The sequence below is a fragment of the Streptomyces sp. V1I1 genome (assembly GCF_030817355.1).
GTDB lineage: Bacteria > Actinomycetota > Actinomycetes > Streptomycetales > Streptomycetaceae > Streptomyces.
The window spans coordinates 7,540,329-7,557,777 of the sequence record NZ_JAUSZH010000001.1 but is presented as its reverse complement, the minus strand read 5'-3'; the positions used below and the strand labels follow the sequence as shown (position 1 = coordinate 7,557,777).

Here is a 17,449-nt window from a genome sequence, read left to right as displayed (position 1 = left end):
GACATCGATGGAGAATCAGGCGGCGCTGGGGATCGGGAGTCCGCACGACCGTCTCGCTTTGGTCAACTGCTCCTCCGGGGCGCCGAACGCACTCCAGGGCATTCGGGAGGCATACGGCCCCATTGCCGTGAATACTTCCCGCGCCTCGAATTCGCGCTTCGCCATGTACAGCGCGTGCGCCAGATACGACAGGTCGAGGACGGGGGTGAAGCGATAACCGGCCACCTCGGGAAACCAGTTGTTGTAGCTGCCAATGGCCGTTGTCAGCCACTGGGACTGCTCCCAGGTGCGGTCGGCAAGCAGAGCGGAGGAGTCGTAGTCCTCGACAAGGGCGACCAGCGGCAGCAGCCGCAGCGGCGAGGTGGCCGGCGCCCGGTGGCTCAGGAACGAGGCGACGTCCCATCGCGCGCTCGCCGTCCCGCCGTGACGGGTGAAGAAGAAAGCCAGAAACCGGTGGTGCGCCTCGCGGTGCCAGGGGTCGAGCCGGAGGATGTGGGCGAACAGCTGCCAGGGGCCCGGCGGCGCGGTCAACAACCCCTGCGGCGCGGGGTCCCGGGGCCGCTTGAGCCGGGACAGCGCCAATTGGGCCACCCATGGAGTGGGGTCACCGGGCAGCAGCTGCGCCGCCCGCTCGCACGCCGCCTGTGCGATGCCTACGAGAGTGCCTGCCCGCCGGTCATGAGCGTCGGCCATCCGCAATGCCCGGAGCATCGCCACCCGAGCCCAGAGCAGGGCCGCCTCGGGGCTCGGCTCCTCGGCCAGCCAGCGCTCGGCCAGATCGGAGTCCGCCGCTTCCGAGGCCAGTACCAGCGACCGATGGGCTCGAACCTCGAAATCCTTGCGGGCGTCCTTGAGTGCTTCGTGTGCGCTGAGGTACCGACCCGCCTTCACGTCGATACAGGCTCGGGCCAACTGGCGGTCATCGGCAGCCGGATGCCACACATACTGCCCCTCGAACGAGCCAGCAGCCACGAACACCTCCCGTTCCCGCAGTCGACACGACCCATGCACTCATTCCGGCCAGGCGGAATTCAGCCGGATCCCATCCATAGATCCACCAGCAGCGAGCACACCCTACTCACCATCAAGTGGTAGCGAAAACAGTGGTCCGGAATATCTGGTTCCCACTCATGTAGGCGCGCGGACCGACTTCCGACAGTGAGGCTTTTCCCTGCCGCATGTCGGCAAGACGTGTTTGGCATATGCCTTTCTTCGCGGGACATCGACGTGGATTCCAGGGATGGTTGAATGATGGAAGATTGACCGCCGCCCAGGCGGGGCTTCTCCGTCTGCATCACCGCCACCCTCGCGACGGGACTGGCCCCCAGTAGTGTGCAATTCGCCCGCGGCGCCATCGCGATCGACCCCTCGTGACCTGCGCACTCGGCGAGTTCACGCCCAGCCCCTTGACAACGATGTCAGCCAGTGGTCCAGTCCTGTCTCAACGAGGTTTGGCGAGGAGGTGGACGGCGATGGGACCAACATCCGTGGCACTCCGGCCCAGTTGGCGCTCTCGCAGCTCCCCGCCGGTGTTTCCGAAGCCCCGCTCGGTGAAGAGCCGCCCTGAAGAGCTGCGCATCCCCTCGGCCGTGACGCTCGTGAAAGGCACGTCGACCGATGCCTACGCGCTCGCCCTGGTCCGGGGTGCGCTGCGCGAGGCGGGGGTGCGCACCGTCCGACTGGTCGACGAACACACTCCCGTACACGAGGACCGGCTCATCGTCCATGTCGGCGGGCACAAGGAGAACTCCGCGACCGCGGGCGCGTTACGCGCGATGGGCGTCCAGGGCGCCGAGACCATGGCCGCCGAAGGGTACGTCCTCGCGGCCGGCGAGGGCCGGGACGGCCGCGACCGGATCGTGCTGAGTGGCGCGGACGGCGCCGGTACGTACTACGCCGCGCAGACGCTGCGTCAACTGGTGCACGGCTCCCGGCTGCACCGCTCCCGGCTGCATGGCCCCCGGTTGCATGGCCCCCGGCTGCACGGCGTAGTGATCCGCGACTGGCCGTCGCTGCGGTGGCGAGGAGTGGTCGAGGGCTCCTACGGGCCGCCGTGGTCGCATCAGCAGCGCCTCGCCGATCTCGACTGGTTCGGCAGGCACAAGCTGAACTCCTATGTGTACACACCGAAGGACGACCCGTATCTGCGGGCGGAGTGGCGGTGCCCCTGCCCGGCGGACGAACTCGGCCGGATCGGTGAGCTGGCGCGGCGGGCCCGGGCGAACCATGTCCAGTTCGGCTATGTCCTCTCCCCCGGCCTGTCGGTCTGCTACTCGAAGCCGTCCGAGGCCGGTGCGCTGACAGCCAGGTTCGAGTCGCTGTGGAAGCAGGGCGTACGCAGCTTCGTCATCGCCTTCGACGACATCGACTACCAGCGGTGGAACTGCGACGAGGACCGGGCGGAGTTCGGCACGGGACCGGCGGCCGCCGCCCGCGCCCAGGCGCAGCTGACCAACGCCGTGCAGGCGGCGTTCATCGACACGCATCCGGAGGCCGAGCCGCTGCAGATGGTGCCGACCGAGTACTGGGGAACCGCCCGGACCGACTACACCCGCAGCCTCGCCCAGGAGCTCCGTCCCGGGGTCGTCGTCCAGTGGACCGGCGCGGACGTCATCGCACCGAGGATCACTCGTGCCGATGTTGCCGCCGCCCGCGAGGCGTTCGGCCATCCCGTGCTGCTGCGGGACAACTACCCGGTCAACGGCTATGTGCAGGGCCGGCTGCTGCTCGGTCCGTTCACGGGGCGCGAGTCCGGGCTCGGCAAGTCGGCGCTCGGGCTGACCGCCAGTCCGATGCCGCAGGCCCAGGCGTCCAAGATCTCGCTGTTCGGCGTCGCCGACTACGCCTGGAACGACACCGTGTACGACCCCGAACGGTCCTGGTCGGCGGGGCTCGACGAGCTGGCGGGCGGGGATGCTCGTACCGCCGATGCGCTGCACACGTTCGCCGGCGTGCAGCGTTCCTCCCGGATCGACCCACGGCCCGCGCCCGAACTCGCCGCGCAGATCGCGGAGTTCCGGAGCACCGGCAGGGCAGGACCGCTGCACCGCGCCCTGAGCGACATGCACGAAGCGCCGGGAGTGCTCCGTGACCGGCTTGCCGACCCCGTGTTCCTCGCCGAGACCGGGCCGTGGCTGGCTGCCACCGAAGCCTGGGGGCGGGCAGCGCTCGTCGCGCTCGACATGCTGACCGCCCAGCGCGCTGGCCGCGGCGCCGAAGCCTGGGCGGCGCGTCAACAGCTGCCGGGGCTCGTCGAGCGCGCGAAGTCGTTCACCTGGACGGGGTTCGACCCGAACCGCAAGGTGCCGGTCGAACTGGACCCCGTCCTGGAGGAGTTCGTCCGGCAGGCGCTGGAGGAGAACGCCCGCCGGCTCGGTCTCGCGCAGCCTTCCCCAGTCAGGTTCGAGGTCCATCCGGTCGCGGGGAGTGGCTCGTGACCGGGCCGTTGACAGGCTTTGCACGGCCATGACACCTTTCCCGAGCCCGGTCAGACAACGTTGTCAACAAGAGGTGCGCACATGCGACGGACAGCCGGTTGGATACGTACGAGAGCGGCACGGCTGGTGGTCGTCGCCCTGTTGGCCGGCAGTCTGACCGGCCCGGCCGCCGGGGCCGCCGGCGCCGCGCCCGCGGCCGACGCGACCGACCTGGTCAACCCCTTTGTCGGCACACAGAACTTCGGCAACACCTTCCCCGGCGCGAGTGCCCCCTTCGGCATGGTCCAGGTCAGTCCCGACACCGGCGGCCAGGGCGGCTACGACTATCAGCAGAACAAGATCCACGGCTTCAGCCAGACCCACCTCTCCGGCGTCGGCTGCGGCGTCGCGGGTGAGCTGCCGATGATGCCGACCACCGGCGCGGTCGACCGGGTGAACCCCGACGACTACCGCTCGGAGTACTCGCACGACGACGAGAAGGCCGAACCCGGCTACTACCGGGTGGGCCTGAAGACGTACGGCATCGACGCGGAGCTCACCGCGACGCAGCGCACCGGCTGGCAGCGCTACACCTTCCCGTCCACCGGCGCCGCCAACGTCCTGTTCAACACGGGCAAGGCCAACCAGAAGGTCCACGACTCCGAGGTGCACGTCGTCGGCGATCGCACCGTCGAGGGCCGGGTGCACGCGGGCAACTTCTGCGCCGGCAAGGACGACCACACCGTCTACTTCACGGCCACCTTCGACCGGCCCTTCAAGTCCCATGGCACATGGCGCGGTTCAACCCCCGAGCCCGGCAGCCGCGACGCCAAGGGCGAGGGCGGCAACGGCGCCTGGGTGACCTTCGACGCCGGCACCGACAAGGACGTCGTGGTGAAGGTCGGCCTGTCCTACACCGGTGTGGAGGGGGCCCGGAAGAACCTGGCGGCGGAGACGAAGGATTCGTACGACTTCGACGCCACCCGTGCGGCCCTGCACCGCACGTGGCAGGAGCAGCTCGGCTCGATCAGGATCGGCGGCGGTTCGCGGGACCGGCAGAGCGCCTTCTACACCGCGCTCTACCACGCGCAGCTGCACCCGAACCTGGCAGGCGACGTGGAGGGCCGCTACGTCGGCTTCGACCGCAAGCCCCATACTGCCGAGGGCTTCACGCCGTACCAGAACCTCTCCCTGTGGGACACCTACCGGCCGCAGAACCAGCTCCTGGAACTCCTGGAGCCCGGCGTCGCCCGCGATGTCGCTCTGTCCGTCGTCGCCATCGGCAGGGACGGCGGCTGGCTGCCCCGCTGGGCGCTCGCCAACAGCGAGACCAACATCATGACCGGTGACCCGGTGACTCCGTTCCTCGTCGAGGCCTGGTCGAAGGGTCTGCTCGCCGGGCACGAGGAAGAGGCGTACGCGCTGCTGAGGAAGAACGCCACCAGCACCCCGCCCGCAGACTCCCCGTACAACGGCCGCTCGGGCGTGGACTTCTACAGCGAGCGCGGCTACATCCCCTCGGGTCTCGGCCTCGGCGAGGACTGCGCCGACAAGGGCGGCGACAACGACTGCAACCACCCGGCGTCGGCCACCCTGGAGTACGCGGCCGCCGATGCCTCGCTTGCCCTGATGGCCGAGGGGCTCGGTCATCGGGCGGACGCCAGGATGCTTGCCGCGCGCGGCCAGTGGTACCGCAATCTGTGGGACTCCTCGATCGGCCAGTTCCGCCCCCGTACGACGCAGGGCACCTGGGTGACGCCGTACGACCCGGTCGAGGCGGGCCACCAGTTCCACGAGGGCGGCGCCCACCAGTACCAGTGGCTGGTGCCCCAGGACCCGGCCGGTCTTGTCGGTCTGATGGGTGGCAGGAAGGCCGCCGAGAAGCGGCTCGATTCCTTCTTCGTCCACGACAAGCTGCTCACGGACCCCGCGGGCACCGCGCGCAAGGACTGGATCTCCCAGCCGTACGACTACTACGGCAAGCCCACCTACAACCCCAACAACGAGCCGGATCTGCACGCCCCGTACATGTATCTGTGGGCGGGCGCGCCCGCGAAGACCGCGACCGTCACCCGCGCGGCGATGACGCTCTTCACCAACGGCCCGGACGGCATGACCGGCAACGACGATCTGGGCACGATGTCGGCCTGGTACGTCTTCTCGTCGCTCGGTCTGTATCCGACGATGAGCGGCGCGGACTTCCTGGCCCTGTCCAGCCCGCAGTTCGAGTCGGCGACCATCCGGATCGGGCAGTACGGCCGCAAGCAGGGCGGCACGCTGGACATCACCGCCCCCGGGGCGAGCGACGACCGGCGCTATGTCCAGTCGGTGGCCCTCAACGGCAAGGACGTAAGCGCCACTTGGCTGGACTGGGACGCGATCGCGCACGGCGGGCGGCTGGCCCACCGGCTCGGGACCGAACCGTCCGCGTGGGGCACGGGCAAGGGCGCCGAGCCGCCGTCCGTCAACGCGGCGGCCGGAGCCGACCGGCGCCGGCACCTCGACGCGTCGCTGCGCACCGCCTCGGACGCCGTGCCGACGGGCGACGCCGCACAGACCGCGCATCTCGCCGTGGACGTGCTGGCCCAGTCGCCGGGCGATGTGCGGGTGTCCGTCGCGGCGAAGGCTCCCGCCCGGTGGGCCGTTAAGGCACGCTCGTCCGTCACGCTCAAGTCCCGTCGGCTGCCGGTGCAGACGACGGTCCCGCTCGCGGTGACGGTGCCGGCGGGCACCGCGGTCGGCTCGTACCCGGTCCGGGTGACGGTCGCGGCCGAGGGCATCCCCGCGGTCGTCCGTACGGCCACGGTGGAGGTGAGGGCCGCGGCGAGCTGCGCGGGCAGCGGGAAGGACGAGTGTGCCGTGGACCTGGCGGGTGCCCTGAACCATGACGGCACCGCCACGAAGGACCGGTCCAGGGAAGGCGACTTCGACGGTCAGGGCTGGAGTTACGACGCCGGTCTGCTGCCGAAGGCCGGGGCTGTCACCTGGAACGGCGTCACGTACGACGTGCCGGACCCGGCGGGGACGGCACCGAACTTCATCGAGGCCCGCGGCCAAGCGCTGCTTCTCCCCGCGGCCGCCCGCTCCACCCTGCATCTGGTAGCCGCCTCCCACAACGGGCCGGTGGCCACCACGCTGACCGTCCGCTACACGGACGGCAGCAGCGCGGACGTGCCGCTCACGATCGGCGACTGGGCAGGCCCGACGCCGTCCGGCAGCAGTGTCGTCCTGGACATGCCGCACCGCATCAAGGACGGGCAGGGCATCGACGGCCCCCCGGTACGGCTGTTCGGTGACACGGCGCAGCTCGACGGGGCGAAGACAGTGCGCTCTTTGACGCTGCCGGCCGACCCGCGGGTCGAGGTGTACGCGATCACACTGAGGTGAGGCGCCGCTCCACCGCCCCGCCACATCCGGAGCAACCGACCGACACTTCGAGGTGCATCACATGAGCAGCAGGGCAGCGGGGACGGGGACGAGTTCGGCCGGCGGCACCGGCCGCCGCCGGTTCATCGGCGCGGTCGCGGCGGCTGTGGCGAGCGCCGCGGTGCCCGCGACCGCACAGGCTCGCCCCCGTGGACAGCGCCCCTTGTTCCTGGGCACCTACACCTCGGTCGCCGGTGGTGGCAGCGGAATCGGTCTCGCCACGTACGACGAGGTGACGGGCCGCATCACCGCCACCGGTACCGTCCCGGGCGTCGGCGACCCGTCCTACCTCGCGCTTCACCCGTCCGCCCGCACTCTGTACGCCGTGCACGAGCAGCAGCAGGGCGGGGTGACCGCCGTCAGACTGTCCCCGGACGGTCACCACAGTGTGCTGGGCACCCGCGACACCGGGGGCGTGGGCCCCTGCCATCTGTCCGTACACCCCAGTGGGCGCTGGCTGCTCAGCGCCAACTACCTCTCGGGCAGCGTCGCCGTGCACCCCATCGCCGCGTCGGGCGCGCTGGGAGCACGCACGGCACTCGTCACCCACTCCGCGCCGCCGCCCGGCCCCGGCCAGGAAGGCCCTCACGCCCACCAGATCGTCACCAGCCCGGACGGCGGGCACGTACTCGCCGTCGATCTCGGCAACGACACCGTCTACACCTACCGGCTCGACACGTCGAGCGGAACCCTCGCCCGGATCTCGTACGCGACGGTCCGGCCGGGCGCGGGACCCCGGCATCTCACCTTCCACCCGTCGGGCCGATTCGCCTACCTGGCCAACGAGGTCGACAACACCGTCGTCGTGTGCGCCTACGATCCCGTCACCGGAAGGCTGACACCGGGCGCCCCGCAGTCGACCGGCACAGGGCCCGCCACGAGCTATCCGGCTCAGCTGGTCGTGACCCGCGGCGGCGGGCACGCCTTCCTCGCCAATCGCGGCCACAACAGCCTGACCCGGTACGCGATCGAGGACGGCGGGTCCCGGCTGCGGCTGCTGGGGACCGTGCCGGTCGGCGGCGACTTCCCACGGCACCTCGCCTTCTCCCCGGGCCAGAATCTGCTCTTCGCGGCGAACCAGCGGTCGAGCTCGGTGACGGTCTTCCACATCGATCACGCCAGTGGTGAACTCAGGCCCGCGGGAAGCCCGTTCAGCTCACCTGTGGCCGTCTGCGCGCTGCCGCTGTGATCAGCCGCTGTCGGCTGCGAATTCGATCGAGTCGCCCGCCGTGATCTCCGCTCCCATATTGCGCTGCATCATCCGCAGCGCGGCGTCCGCCAGATCGGCGTGGATATGCGCGACGGAATCCTGGGCCACGGTCACGTGCAGATGGCGGATGTGCGCGTCCAGGGCGGAGTACAGCACGCACTGCTCGGTCACCTGCCCGCACAGAATCACATGGTCGATTTCCAGTTGACTGAGCAGATACGACAGGGGCGTCTCGAAGAAGATCGAATGCCGCGCCTTGACCACGAAGAGCGATTCTTCATCGGGCCGGACCGGCTCGACCAGATCGGCGTGGGGACCCGAAAGCGCGGTCTCGAGGAGCTCTCCGTGATGGGATCTCCATTCGCCGAAATTGTCGTTCACATAGATCACTGGAACCCCGTGCGCGCGGGCACGTTCCAGCAACTGGACGATCGCGGGCACGATCTTGGAGACCGAAGGAAGAAGCAGTTCGGCGTCGGCGTGCTCATATGTGTTGATCATGTCGATGACAATGAGTGCGCTCTTCCTCATATGCACCATCGTCGCACTCCGGCAGGCCGGTCACAGCTCGGCAGGACTTCGGGTGCTAGGGGGTGCCCTGGTCGCCGGGGCCCGGTACCTCACGAGGCTCCAGGGGGCGGGTGGCCGGGCCGTGCAGAACCGATCCGTCCGTGCCGAAGCGGGAGCCGTGGCAGGGGCACTCCCAGACCCGCTCGGCATCGTTGAACTGCACCAGGCAGCCGAGGTGCGTGCAGCGTGCGGAGAGCACACTGGTGTATCCCGCCTCGTCGCGGTAGACGGCGCACCGCCGTCCCTCCAGCCGCACGACGGCTCCGCTGCCGGGCGGAATGTCGGTCACCGAGTCGACATGGCTGGTGTGCAGGCGGTCACCGACGAAGTGTTTGGCGACAGCGGTCTGGAACCGGGCGAGTTGGGCTGTCTCTCGCACTTGGGGCAGCCTTCGCGGGTCGTAGAGGTCGGTCCACGCCGGCCGGCCGCCGCCCGCGATATGGGCAGTGAGCAACCGGCCTGCCATCACGCCGTTGCTCATACCCCAGCCGCCGAAGCCCGTGGCCACATAGACGTGTTGTGTCCCCGGATGGGCGTGTCCGACGTACGGCAGATGGTCGCTCGAGTCGTTGTCCTGCGCCGCCCACCGATACGTCATGTCCGCGTCGGCGAAGCCCGGCAGCCGCTGCCGCGCCCAGGCGTCGAGGCGCGTGAACCGTTCCCTCACTTCGCCGGCTCCAGGCTCGAACGACTCCCCGGTGACGATCAGCAGCCGCCGCGCCTCGTCGTAGGGCGCGCTGCGCACGGACCGCACCGTGTCCTCCGGGCTGAAGTACATGCCGGTGGGGGCGGCTTCGGTCGGCACCGGTGCCGCGACCACCAGTTCGCGTCGGGGCTTGAGCCGGGTGAAGAGCATCGTGCGGTCGAAGACTGGATAGTGCGTCGCGATGACCGCGTCGCGCGCCTCGACCGATGCCCCGTTCTCGGTGGTCAAGCGGCAGCGGCTGCCGTCATGGAGCCCGGTGACGCGGGTGCGCTCATGGATGCGGCCTCCCGCGTCCGTGATCCGCTCGGCCAGCGCCAGCAGGAACTTCCGCGGGTGGAACTGGAGTTGGCCTTCGACGCGGACGGCGGCGGCCACCGGGAAGGACAGTTCCGTCTCGGTCACGTACGACGCGTCGAGTCCCGCCCGCCGGGCGGCCTCCGCCTCGGCCTTGATCTCGTCCGCTCGCCGCGGATCCTCCACGTACGTGTGGGCGGGGGCGCGCTCCAGGTCGGCGTCGATGTCGAGTTCGGCGCAGAGGACGGCTGTCCGGTCGAGCGCGTCCTGCTGCGAGAGCGCGTACAGCGCGGCGGCGTCGGCGCCGTGCTTCGCCTCCAGCCGCGCATAGCCCAGACCGTGCAGAGCGGTGAGCTTGGCCGTGGTGTAGCCGGTCACGCCTGCGGCGATCCGGTCGGCCTCCAGGACGACGACGTCCAGGCCTGCCCGGACCAGGTCCCAGGCTGTGCACAGGCCGGCGATGCCCGCTCCGACGACGGCCACGTCCGCGGTCGCGTCCACGCCGATGGGCGGATAGCCCGTGCTCGGCGTCGTGGTCATCCAGTACGACTCGTCAACAGTCGGGCGCTGTTCAGCCATGGCTCCTCGCCATCCGGGGGTGTCGTCCCCTGTCGTCGTACGGTTGGCGCAGCAGCGCCCCCAAGCCGCCGACCGGGACGTCGTCGTGTCCCTGCGACGGCACCCGGAGTGCCTCCGCGCCGGTCACCGCCGCACAGCGGAGCAGCGCGTCGTCCGCGCGCGCCGACGAGGGGTGCGGTTCGCCCAGGTACTGGAGGTCCGTACGGCGTACCGCCAGCTGCTCGGGCTCGATTCCCACCCAGACTTCGTGGTGCGCGTCCGGCCCCTCGGGCCGTATGAACAGCTCGGCGATCCGGTGCTCGCGCGCCGCGTCGACCAGGGCCGGTATGCCCTCGGCCGTTGCGGCGGGGGCGGCCCGGAAGCGGTCAAGCTCCTCCTCGGCGCGCCGGTTCAGATGGTCCTGGCGGGACTGCTCCACATCCTCGTCGAGCAGCCGGGTGGCCGGGCCGTCGGCGCGGCCGCCGTGGTCCGTTTCGACGACACGTGGGCGAAGTGCGATGGGCAGGCGGTTGTGGACGGCGCGCCGCTCGCGCAGTCCCCCGGCCAGAACGACCAGGTCGGCACGGCAGTCCTCCTGGTTCGCCGCGATCGCCGCAGCGATCTCGCCGGCGTTGTGGTCCCAGGTGTTCCAGGTGTTCTCCACGCTGCGCGGGTGGTGGCTCGCGGACCAGTGGGAGCCCGTGGTGCGGTGGATGGACCACTGCTTGCCCTGGGCCTGTCCGACGGCCCGGCTGCCCAGTGGGCTGCGCAGCTCCAGGTCCGCGCCCGTGCGATCGATGTACGCGACGAGGCAGACCGGTTCCTGCACGGCGAGGTCCAGCAGCGGGGCGACGTGGGGAAGCGCCGACCAGGAGACGTCGGAGGCGGCCGACGGGCGATGGGCGAGCGGTGGGTCGAGGACGACCTCGCCGCCCGTGGCGAAGACGGCCCGGCCGGACTCTCCCGGGTAGTGCGGCCGGGTGGTGAGCGCCTCGTACATCGCGCGGCCGGTGGCCTCATCCGCACCTTGTAGGGCCAGCTTCCGGCATGCCTCTGTCACCTGGAGCTGCCGGCGGGAAGGAGTGGACTCGTCGGTCCAGGTGGTGTCGAGGTGAACGCTGGCCCAGGGACCGGGACGCTCATAGAGAGGCGCGAGAAATGCGAGTTGCATGGATTCCTCCCGGAGTGGCCGGGTACTGCGTCCCTGCGGGTACCCAGAAGGTCATGAGTCACACAGCGCATCCGCCGGAACGGAAAGAGGACAGCCCCATGTCAGAGTTTGAAAACCCGGGTCAAGGAATCGACCCGACCCGTCTCGACGATCATGATTTGCTGCGCGAGCTCGAAACCATCCACCGGAGTCGGCACGACACGTTGCTGCACGGTTCGCCCGCCGCGCTCAATGCCCACAACATCCGGATGGCCCAGTTGGAGGGCGAGTATCTGCGCCGTCATCCGGAGCGTCCGGTGTCGCCGGGCAGGACGCGGGCCGGTGCCCGCGCCCGGGAGGAGTGAAGGGGCGGGGGCCCGTCAGACGTATTCCGTCGGACGTATCCCGTCGGACGTAACCCGTCCGACGTATCCCGTCTACCGGAGTCAGCCGGTTGCCGAGCCGTCAGCTCTTCGCGAACTCCGCCGTGAACGCCGCGGAGAACGCCTTGAGGTCGGCCGGCTTCCGACTGGTGATCAGAACGTTCGGACCGGCATCGCAGACCCTCACCTGCTCGTCGACCCACTCGCCTCCCGCGTTGCGGATGTCGGTACGCAGGCTGGGCCACGAGGTCAGCGTCCGGCCACGCACCACATCCGCTTCGACGAGCGTCCACGGAGCATGGCAGATCGCCGCCACCGGCTTGCCCGAGTCGAAGAAGGCCCGCACGAACGCCACCGCCCGCTCGTCCATGCGCAGCGCGTCGGGGTTCGCCACGCCGCCGGGCAGCACGAGGCCGCCGTACTCGTCCACGTTGGCGTCGGCGACGGTCAGGTCGACCGGGAAGGTGTCCGCCTTGTCGAGGTGGTTGAAGGCCTGCACCCGGCCGGGCTTGGTAGAGATCAGCCGGGGCGTGTCTCCGGTGTCGGTGACCGCCTCCCACGGATCGGTGAGTTCAATCTGCTCCACGCCTTCGGGTGCGGTCAGAAATGCGACCAACATGCGATCACCCCTCACTGTTCGGGTTTGCCAGGCTGATCTCGGCGAGCGCCGAGTCCGGGTTCTCGGAGACAGCGAGGTCTCCGATGCTGACCACGCCGACCGGACGGCCGTCCTCCACCACAGGCAGCCGGCGTACCGCACGGCTGCGCATCAGTCTGGCCGCGGCCGCGATCCCGTCGTCGGGGCTCACGCACACCGGGTCGCGCGTGCACACCGAGCCGGCGCTGACGGTCAGCGGATCGTTGCCGTCCGCGATCACCCGCACCGCGATGTCACGGTCGGTTATGACTCCGACCAGCCGGTCGCCGTCGGCGACCAGTACGTCTCCGATGTCCTGGGCGCGCATCAGCCGGGCCGCTTCGACCAGCGAAGCGTCGGGCCGTACCGCCACCACTCCGAACGTCATGACTTCCCTCACGAACTGTGCCATGGCTGCTCGCCCGCTCTCCCTGACTTCTCGGCGCTCTTCGGTCGGAGACTGTGAGACCCCGCCTGAAGTACCCCGGGCACGCCGCTCCATGCCTCCGAAAACGACAGAAGGTCTGACGCTCCGGGTCTGAAGGCTCCAGGTTTGAAGGCTCCGGGGCAGGGGACTCGATGAACCGGCCGAGCGGCCATGGGATGAAGTACAGAGCTTCGGGCGCGGACGGCGGTCCGCGCCCGAGGCGTATGCGTCAGCTTCAGGCCCCGATCGGGTGGGCCGGCTATCTGCTCTCCGCCGATTTCTGGAGCCGAACGCTGCAGAACTGGCAGTCCGCGCGGTGCGCCGGGCGGTCCGTTTCCGTCGACGGCTGCGGGGCACCCGCCAGGTCCGGAGGGCGCACGACACAACACGACACAAGGAGAAGAGCGGCATGACTGTTATCAAGAGCACCCTTCCCGAACCTGCACTTCAGGTCACCGGGGACGCGCTGCAGGGCACGCTCGTCGACCTGCTGGGGCTCTCGCTCATGGCCAAGCAGGCGCACTGGAACATCGTGGGCCCGCGCTTCCGCAGCATCCACCTCCAGCTCGACGAGGTGGTCGCCGCGGCACGCTCCTATGCGGACACCGTCGCGGAGCGCGCGGCGGCACTGGGCATCTCCCCGGACGGGCGCGTCGCGACGGTCGCCGAGACCGGCTCGGTGGCCGATCCCAAGGAGGGCTGGCTGCAGGACACCGCAGTCGTGTCCCTGCTGGTCGAGGCGTTGGAGGAAACGGTCGTACGGCTGCGAGACCGGATCGCCGCGACGGAGGAGTCCGACCTGGTGACCCAGGACCTGCTGATTCAGATCACGGCCTCGCTGGAGAAGCAGCGCTGGATGTTCCAGGCGGAGAACTCGCCGCTCTGACGAAGGGCAGCAGCGGCAATCGGGACCGGCGTGGATCAGAGCGAAAGGGGATCTCGCCACCGTACGGACCGACACGAGGGAATTGCTCTCGACAGCACCCTGTCCTCAGCCCTTGAGGAAGGCGATCAGGTCGTTGGTGAATGCCTGCTCGTAGTCGCCGGTCAGACCGTGCGGTGCGCCCGGGTAGACCTTGAGAGTGGCGTCCTTGACCAGCTGTGCTGACTTGTGGGCGGAGGCGCCGATGGGGACGATCTGGTCGTCGTCGCCGTGCGCGATGAGGGTGGGGACGTCGATGCGCTTCAGGTCCTCGGTGAAGTCGGTCTCCGAGAACTGCTTGATGCAGTCGTACGCGGCCTTCGACCCGGCCTGCATGCTCATCAGCCAGAACGCGTCCCGGGTGCCTTGCGAGACGGTGGAACCGGGCCGGTTGGCACCGAAGAAGGCCTCGCTCAACTCCTGGTAGAACTGCGACCGGTCGGCCGCCACCCCGGCCCTGATCCCGTCGAAGACGTCGATGGGGAGCCCGTCGGGATTGGCGTCGGTCTTCAGCATCTGCGGCGGTACGGCGCCGAGGAGTACGGCCTTGGCGACGCGGCCGGTGCCGTGCCGGCCGATGTAGCGGGCCACCTCGCCGCCGCCGGTCGAATGCCCGACCAGTACGACCTCGTTGAGGCCCAGGTGTTCGATCAGCTGGGCAAGGTCGTCGGCGTAGGTGTCCATGTCGTTGCCCTGCCACGGCTGGCCGGAGCGGCCGTGCCCACGCCGGTCGTGGGCGATGGTGCGAAAGCCGTTCTCCGCGACTACGCGCAGCTGGTTGTCCCAGGCGTCGGCGTTCAGCGGCCAGCCGTGGCTGAAGACGACGGGCTGTCCGCTGCCCCAGTCCTTGTAGTGGATGTCGGTACCGTCGGTGGTGGTGAAGCTGCCCATGAGTCCTGTTCCTCTCGACTGCAATCCGGTCGGGTTCGGTCATTGGACGGAGCGTTGCGCTGCTGCTTCTTGCACGAGGCGTTTGGCGATCGCTCACAGCACGGTGTGGTCCTTCTCGCCGCCGACAGGCCACGGCCCAACGAGGATCTGCGCATTCGCCTCGGCGACCGTCTCCGGGTCGTAGGGCCAGGACAGGGAGACCACATCGTTGGAAGACATGCTATGTCTCACCTCAGGCTCTTGCGTCCCATCCGGCACTATTCGCCCGCGTGCGCGATACTTGCGCCGGCAGCGTCCGAGAGACGTGCTTCACGCGCACGCATCTGACGGAGCCCGACCCCACTCCCGCGCGCATCGCGCACGCACGTGCGGGTGGCCTCTGAGTCGTCAGGGTCCACCCGCATCGAGCGCTGTTTCAGTGGTCGTCCCAGTGCCCTTCGTGGTCGGCGTGCCGGTGACCGTCGTGTACATAGTCGATGTGGTCCCCATGGGGCACAGCCACGTGTCCACATCCCTCGCCGTGCTGGTGCGCGTGGTCGCCGTGAGTGGTGTGCCCGCCGGTCTCGCACTCGTCGACATGGTCGTCGTGGACCCGGTGGAGGTGTCCGTCGTGGGCGTAGTCCACGTGGTCCCCGTGCGGGAACGCGACATGGCCGCAGCCCTCATTGTGCTGGTGCACGTGGTTGGGATGGGGGGCGTGTGCAGTAGTCATGAGATTCCCCGGTTGCCTTTCGGAGCACAGCAGCGATCGTACGTTTTGCGCCACTGGCTCAATTCTCCTCTCCAGCGAGGCGTACCGCAGCGGCTAACACGCCAGGGATCATCCGGTCGTATGTTCGCTTCTCAACGTGCCCAGCCTGGAACGATCTGCTGCTTATCGTGATGCTCTGTCACGTAACCGGAGCAGACATGCACAATACGGAAGAACTGAGGGACCGGCCGCAGAGCGAACTGGTCGTCGCCCCGATCCGCCACCACGCACATCACCGCCTTGGACCCTCTGCTGTCGTCGTCGGCGCGCTCTGCCTGCTTCTTCCTGTCGCGTTCGGCCGACTGTTCGGCGCGGACCAGTGGCTGACACACCCCGGCTTCCGGGCGTGGCAGACGATCTGCGTGGCCATCGCCGTGCAGGCTCTGCCGTTCCTCTTGCTGGGCACTGTGATCTCCGGCGCCGTCAACGCGTTCGTACCGGCTCATGCGTTCAGTCGGATGCTGCCGCGCAACCCTGCGCTCGCGGTGCCGGTGGCGAGCGCGGCCGGTGTCGTGCTGCCCGGCTGCGAATGCGCGTCGGTGCCGGTCGCGGGAAGCCTGATCCGACGCGGTGTCACGCCGGCTGCCGCCTTCGCGTTCCTCCTCTCGGCGCCCGCCGTCAATCCGATCGTGCTGGCGTCAACGGCCGTGGCGTTCCCCGGCAGCCCTGAGATGGTCGCCGCCCGGCTGATCGCCTCGTTGGCCACGTCCGCCGCCATGGGCTGGCTGTGGCTGAAGCTCGGGCGCTCGGACTGGCTGCGGATGCCGGCCCGGCATACCGGCCACAAGGACGGGCACAGCCGATGGGAGGAGTTCCGGCTGGGCTTCCAGCATGACTTCCTGCACGCCGGCGGGTTCCTGGTGCTCGGCGCCATGGCGGCTGCGACGTTCAACGTCGCCGTGCCGCGCTCGGTACTGGAGACCTTCTCCGGGTCGGCGTGGCTGTCCGTGCTCTTCCTCGCCGGCCTGGCCGTCGTCCTGGCCGTCTGCTCGGAGGCGGACGCCTTCGTCGCCGCCTCGCTGACCGGCTTCTCCCCCACCGCCCGACTGGCGTTCATGGTGGTGGGCCCCATGGTCGACCTCAAGTTGATCGCTCTGCAGGCGGGAACTTTCGGCCGGGCCTTCGCCGTACGGTTCTCAACGGCCACGGCGGTGACGGCAGTCGTGTGCAGCGCACTCACCGGGTGGTGGCTGCTGTGAAGCGAACCGTCCAGGCAGCGCTGCTCCTGCTCACGGGGGCCGGGGTGCTGCGCGTCTCCCTGTTCAGCGACATCTGTCTGCGCTACGTCAAGGAGGGCCTGCAGCCCTTCCTCGTCGTCTCCGGCATCGCACTGGTGAGTCTCGGCCTGATCGGTGCAGTACGCGACGGACTCCCCTTCGCCGGGAGGCGCCGCTCGGTCGGCGCACACCTCGGCGATGCCACGCTCGTACATGACGGGCGCGAGCACGGACACGGACACGATCACAGCCACGGTCCGCGCATCGCCTGGCTGTTGCTCCTGCCCATGCTCGCCCTGCTGTTCTTCGCACCGCCGGCACTGGGCTCGTACACCGCCGCGCGCGACAACGCCAAGGTCGTCGAGGACTATTCACGCTTCGAACCTCTGCCGTCGCGCGGTCCGGCGCCGCTCTCGCTGACGGAGTTCATCGCCCGGGCGCAGCAGGACGACAAGCAGAGCCTCAAGGGGCGCAGTGTGCTTCTGGCGGGGTTCGTCACCCCGGGCAAGAACGGCACATGGGATCTGACCCGGCTGCTGGTGGCCTGTTGCGCCGCGGACTCCCAGTCCCTGACGGTCACTGTGCACGGTGTGAAGGCGCCTCCCGCCGACACCTGGGTGAAGGTGACCGGCACCTGGCACCCGGACGGCACGCTGGGCACGGCCTCCGCGGGCCTCGCCCTCGACGCGACCTCTCTTCACCGGACCCCGCAGCCTCCCAGCCCTTACCTGGACCGGGCTCCGGCTTCCGGCACGGCCCCGCCGCACTGACGGCGTCACCCGCTGAGCCACTGGATGAGGTCGTAACGGACGTGCGCGTCGAACGAACGCCACTGGCACCCGCCTGACGGCCGTTGATCCCCGTTGCCCCCGCCCCGGGGGCAACGGGGAT

17 protein-coding genes are annotated in these 17,449 nt (G+C 69.4%); 8 read left to right on the top strand and 9 right to left on the bottom strand.

The genetic code is table 11. The annotated features are described in order from the left end of the window. Positions 1 to 15 precede the first annotated feature (15 nt). Positions 16 to 972 carry a hypothetical protein gene (locus QFZ67_RS35425; protein ID WP_307665128.1) on the bottom strand — a complete coding sequence of 319 codons (957 nt, stop codon included), beginning with the start codon at positions 970 to 972 and terminating at the stop codon, positions 16 to 18. A 443-nt stretch (positions 973 to 1,415) separates the two neighbouring features. Between QFZ67_RS35425 and QFZ67_RS35420 the strand changes: the two genes are divergently transcribed. The 3 genes from QFZ67_RS35420 to QFZ67_RS35410 all read left to right on the top strand — a co-directional run bounded on the left by QFZ67_RS35420 (position 1,416) and on the right by QFZ67_RS35410 (position 8,031). Further along, positions 1,416 to 3,437 carry a beta-N-acetylglucosaminidase domain-containing protein gene (locus tag QFZ67_RS35420; RefSeq protein WP_307665127.1) on the top strand — a complete coding sequence of 674 codons (2,022 nt, stop codon included), beginning with the start codon at positions 1,416 to 1,418 and terminating at the stop codon, positions 3,435 to 3,437. A gap of 81 nt (positions 3,438 to 3,518) precedes the next feature. Further along, positions 3,519 to 6,803 (top strand): GH92 family glycosyl hydrolase, encoded by a 3,285-nt coding sequence (locus tag QFZ67_RS35415; RefSeq protein ID WP_307665126.1) that lies wholly within the window; start codon positions 3,519 to 3,521, stop codon positions 6,801 to 6,803. Positions 6,804 to 6,864: 61 nt separating this feature from the next. Continuing rightward, on the top strand, positions 6,865 to 8,031 hold the full coding sequence (locus QFZ67_RS35410) for a lactonase family protein (RefSeq protein WP_307665125.1): 1,167 nt from the start codon (positions 6,865 to 6,867) through the stop codon (positions 8,029 to 8,031). Here the strand turns inward: QFZ67_RS35410 and QFZ67_RS35405 are convergent, their stop codons facing one another. The 3 genes from QFZ67_RS35405 to QFZ67_RS35395 are packed head-to-tail and all read right to left on the bottom strand — an operon-like array spanning position 8,032 to position 11,351. After that, on the bottom strand, positions 8,032 to 8,583 hold the full coding sequence (locus QFZ67_RS35405) for a cysteine hydrolase family protein (RefSeq protein ID WP_307665124.1): 552 nt from the start codon (positions 8,581 to 8,583) through the stop codon (positions 8,032 to 8,034). Positions 8,584 to 8,638: 55 nt separating this feature from the next. Further along, positions 8,639 to 10,201, bottom strand: coding sequence for an FAD-dependent oxidoreductase (locus tag QFZ67_RS35400; RefSeq protein ID WP_307665123.1), 1,563 nt, complete (start codon positions 10,199 to 10,201; stop codon positions 8,639 to 8,641). Continuing rightward, entirely contained in the window at positions 10,194 to 11,351 is a 1,158-nt protein-coding gene (locus QFZ67_RS35395) for a Vms1/Ankzf1 family peptidyl-tRNA hydrolase (RefSeq protein WP_307665122.1), read from the bottom strand. Before QFZ67_RS35395 ends, QFZ67_RS35400 begins: the two co-directional genes overlap by 8 nt. 98 nt (positions 11,352 to 11,449) lie before the next feature. On the opposite strand from QFZ67_RS35395, the gene QFZ67_RS35390 reads away from it, so the two are divergent. Then, positions 11,450 to 11,695: a DUF6158 family protein gene (locus tag QFZ67_RS35390; RefSeq protein WP_307666087.1), complete on the top strand. Its 246-nt coding sequence runs from the start codon at positions 11,450 to 11,452 to the stop codon at positions 11,693 to 11,695. 100 nt (positions 11,696 to 11,795) lie between these two features. On the opposite strand, the gene QFZ67_RS35385 is transcribed toward QFZ67_RS35390, so the two are convergent. Continuing rightward, complete coding sequence (locus tag QFZ67_RS35385; RefSeq protein WP_307665121.1) at positions 11,796 to 12,332, bottom strand: type 1 glutamine amidotransferase domain-containing protein; 537 nt, start codon at positions 12,330 to 12,332, stop codon at positions 11,796 to 11,798. A 4-nt stretch (positions 12,333 to 12,336) separates the two neighbouring features. Continuing rightward, entirely contained in the window at positions 12,337 to 12,762 is a 426-nt protein-coding gene (locus QFZ67_RS35380) for a CBS domain-containing protein (RefSeq protein WP_307665120.1), read from the bottom strand. 167 nt (positions 12,763 to 12,929) lie between these two features. Here QFZ67_RS35380 and QFZ67_RS35375 point away from each other — a divergent pair, with 167 nt between their 5' ends. Then, entirely contained in the window at positions 12,930 to 13,190 is a 261-nt protein-coding gene (locus QFZ67_RS35375) for a DUF6766 family protein (RefSeq protein ID WP_307665119.1), read from the top strand. Further along, on the top strand, positions 13,187 to 13,663 hold the full coding sequence (locus tag QFZ67_RS35370; RefSeq protein WP_307665118.1) for a Dps family protein: 477 nt from the start codon (positions 13,187 to 13,189) through the stop codon (positions 13,661 to 13,663). The genes QFZ67_RS35375 and QFZ67_RS35370 overlap by 4 nt, the downstream gene beginning before the upstream one ends. 105 nt (positions 13,664 to 13,768) lie before the next feature. Here QFZ67_RS35370 and QFZ67_RS35365 read toward each other — a convergent pair whose 3' ends face one another. From QFZ67_RS35365 to QFZ67_RS35355, 3 genes are all read right to left on the bottom strand, one after another. Continuing rightward, positions 13,769 to 14,590 carry an alpha/beta fold hydrolase gene (locus QFZ67_RS35365; RefSeq protein WP_307665117.1) on the bottom strand — a complete coding sequence of 274 codons (822 nt, stop codon included), beginning with the start codon at positions 14,588 to 14,590 and terminating at the stop codon, positions 13,769 to 13,771. 93 nt (positions 14,591 to 14,683) lie between these two features. After that, entirely contained in the window at positions 14,684 to 14,809 is a 126-nt protein-coding gene (locus tag QFZ67_RS35360) for a hypothetical protein (RefSeq protein ID WP_307665116.1), read from the bottom strand. A 196-nt stretch (positions 14,810 to 15,005) separates the two neighbouring features. Continuing rightward, entirely contained in the window at positions 15,006 to 15,302 is a 297-nt protein-coding gene (locus tag QFZ67_RS35355) for a hypothetical protein (protein ID WP_307665115.1), read from the bottom strand. A gap of 197 nt (positions 15,303 to 15,499) precedes the next feature. Here QFZ67_RS35355 and QFZ67_RS35350 point away from each other — a divergent pair, with 197 nt between their 5' ends. Both QFZ67_RS35350 and QFZ67_RS35345 read left to right on the top strand, forming a co-directional pair. Further along, positions 15,500 to 16,540, top strand: coding sequence for a permease (locus QFZ67_RS35350; RefSeq protein WP_307665114.1), 1,041 nt, complete (start codon positions 15,500 to 15,502; stop codon positions 16,538 to 16,540). After that, entirely contained in the window at positions 16,537 to 17,328 is a 792-nt protein-coding gene (locus QFZ67_RS35345) for a TIGR03943 family protein (protein WP_307665113.1), read from the top strand. The genes QFZ67_RS35350 and QFZ67_RS35345 overlap by 4 nt, the downstream gene beginning before the upstream one ends. Positions 17,329 to 17,449 lie beyond the last annotated feature (121 nt).

Coding starts and splice junctions, on each gene's coding strand:
- QFZ67_RS35420 (WP_307665127.1), top strand. CDS start 1,416: ATGTCAGCCAGTGGTCCAGTCCTGTCTCAACGAGGTTTGGCGAGGAGG.
- QFZ67_RS35415 (WP_307665126.1), top strand. CDS start 3,519: ATGCGACGGACAGCCGGTTGGATACGTACGAGAGCGGCACGGCTGGTG.
- QFZ67_RS35410 (WP_307665125.1), top strand. CDS start 6,865: ATGAGCAGCAGGGCAGCGGGGACGGGGACGAGTTCGGCCGGCGGCACC.
- QFZ67_RS35405 (WP_307665124.1), bottom strand. CDS start 8,583: ATGAGGAAGAGCGCACTCATTGTCATCGACATGATCAACACATATGAG.
- QFZ67_RS35400 (WP_307665123.1), bottom strand. CDS start 10,201: ATGGCTGAACAGCGCCCGACTGTTGACGAGTCGTACTGGATGACCACG.
- QFZ67_RS35395 (WP_307665122.1), bottom strand. CDS start 11,351: ATGCAACTCGCATTTCTCGCGCCTCTCTATGAGCGTCCCGGTCCCTGG.
- QFZ67_RS35390 (WP_307666087.1), top strand. CDS start 11,450: ATGTCAGAGTTTGAAAACCCGGGTCAAGGAATCGACCCGACCCGTCTC.
- QFZ67_RS35385 (WP_307665121.1), bottom strand. CDS start 12,332: ATGTTGGTCGCATTTCTGACCGCACCCGAAGGCGTGGAGCAGATTGAA.
- QFZ67_RS35380 (WP_307665120.1), bottom strand. CDS start 12,762: ATGGCACAGTTCGTGAGGGAAGTCATGACGTTCGGAGTGGTGGCGGTA.
- QFZ67_RS35375 (WP_307665119.1), top strand. CDS start 12,930: ATGAACCGGCCGAGCGGCCATGGGATGAAGTACAGAGCTTCGGGCGCG.
- QFZ67_RS35370 (WP_307665118.1), top strand. CDS start 13,187: ATGACTGTTATCAAGAGCACCCTTCCCGAACCTGCACTTCAGGTCACC.
- QFZ67_RS35365 (WP_307665117.1), bottom strand. CDS start 14,590: ATGGGCAGCTTCACCACCACCGACGGTACCGACATCCACTACAAGGAC.
- QFZ67_RS35360 (WP_307665116.1), bottom strand. CDS start 14,809: ATGTCTTCCAACGATGTGGTCTCCCTGTCCTGGCCCTACGACCCGGAG.
- QFZ67_RS35355 (WP_307665115.1), bottom strand. CDS start 15,302: ATGACTACTGCACACGCCCCCCATCCCAACCACGTGCACCAGCACAAT.
- QFZ67_RS35350 (WP_307665114.1), top strand. CDS start 15,500: ATGCACAATACGGAAGAACTGAGGGACCGGCCGCAGAGCGAACTGGTC.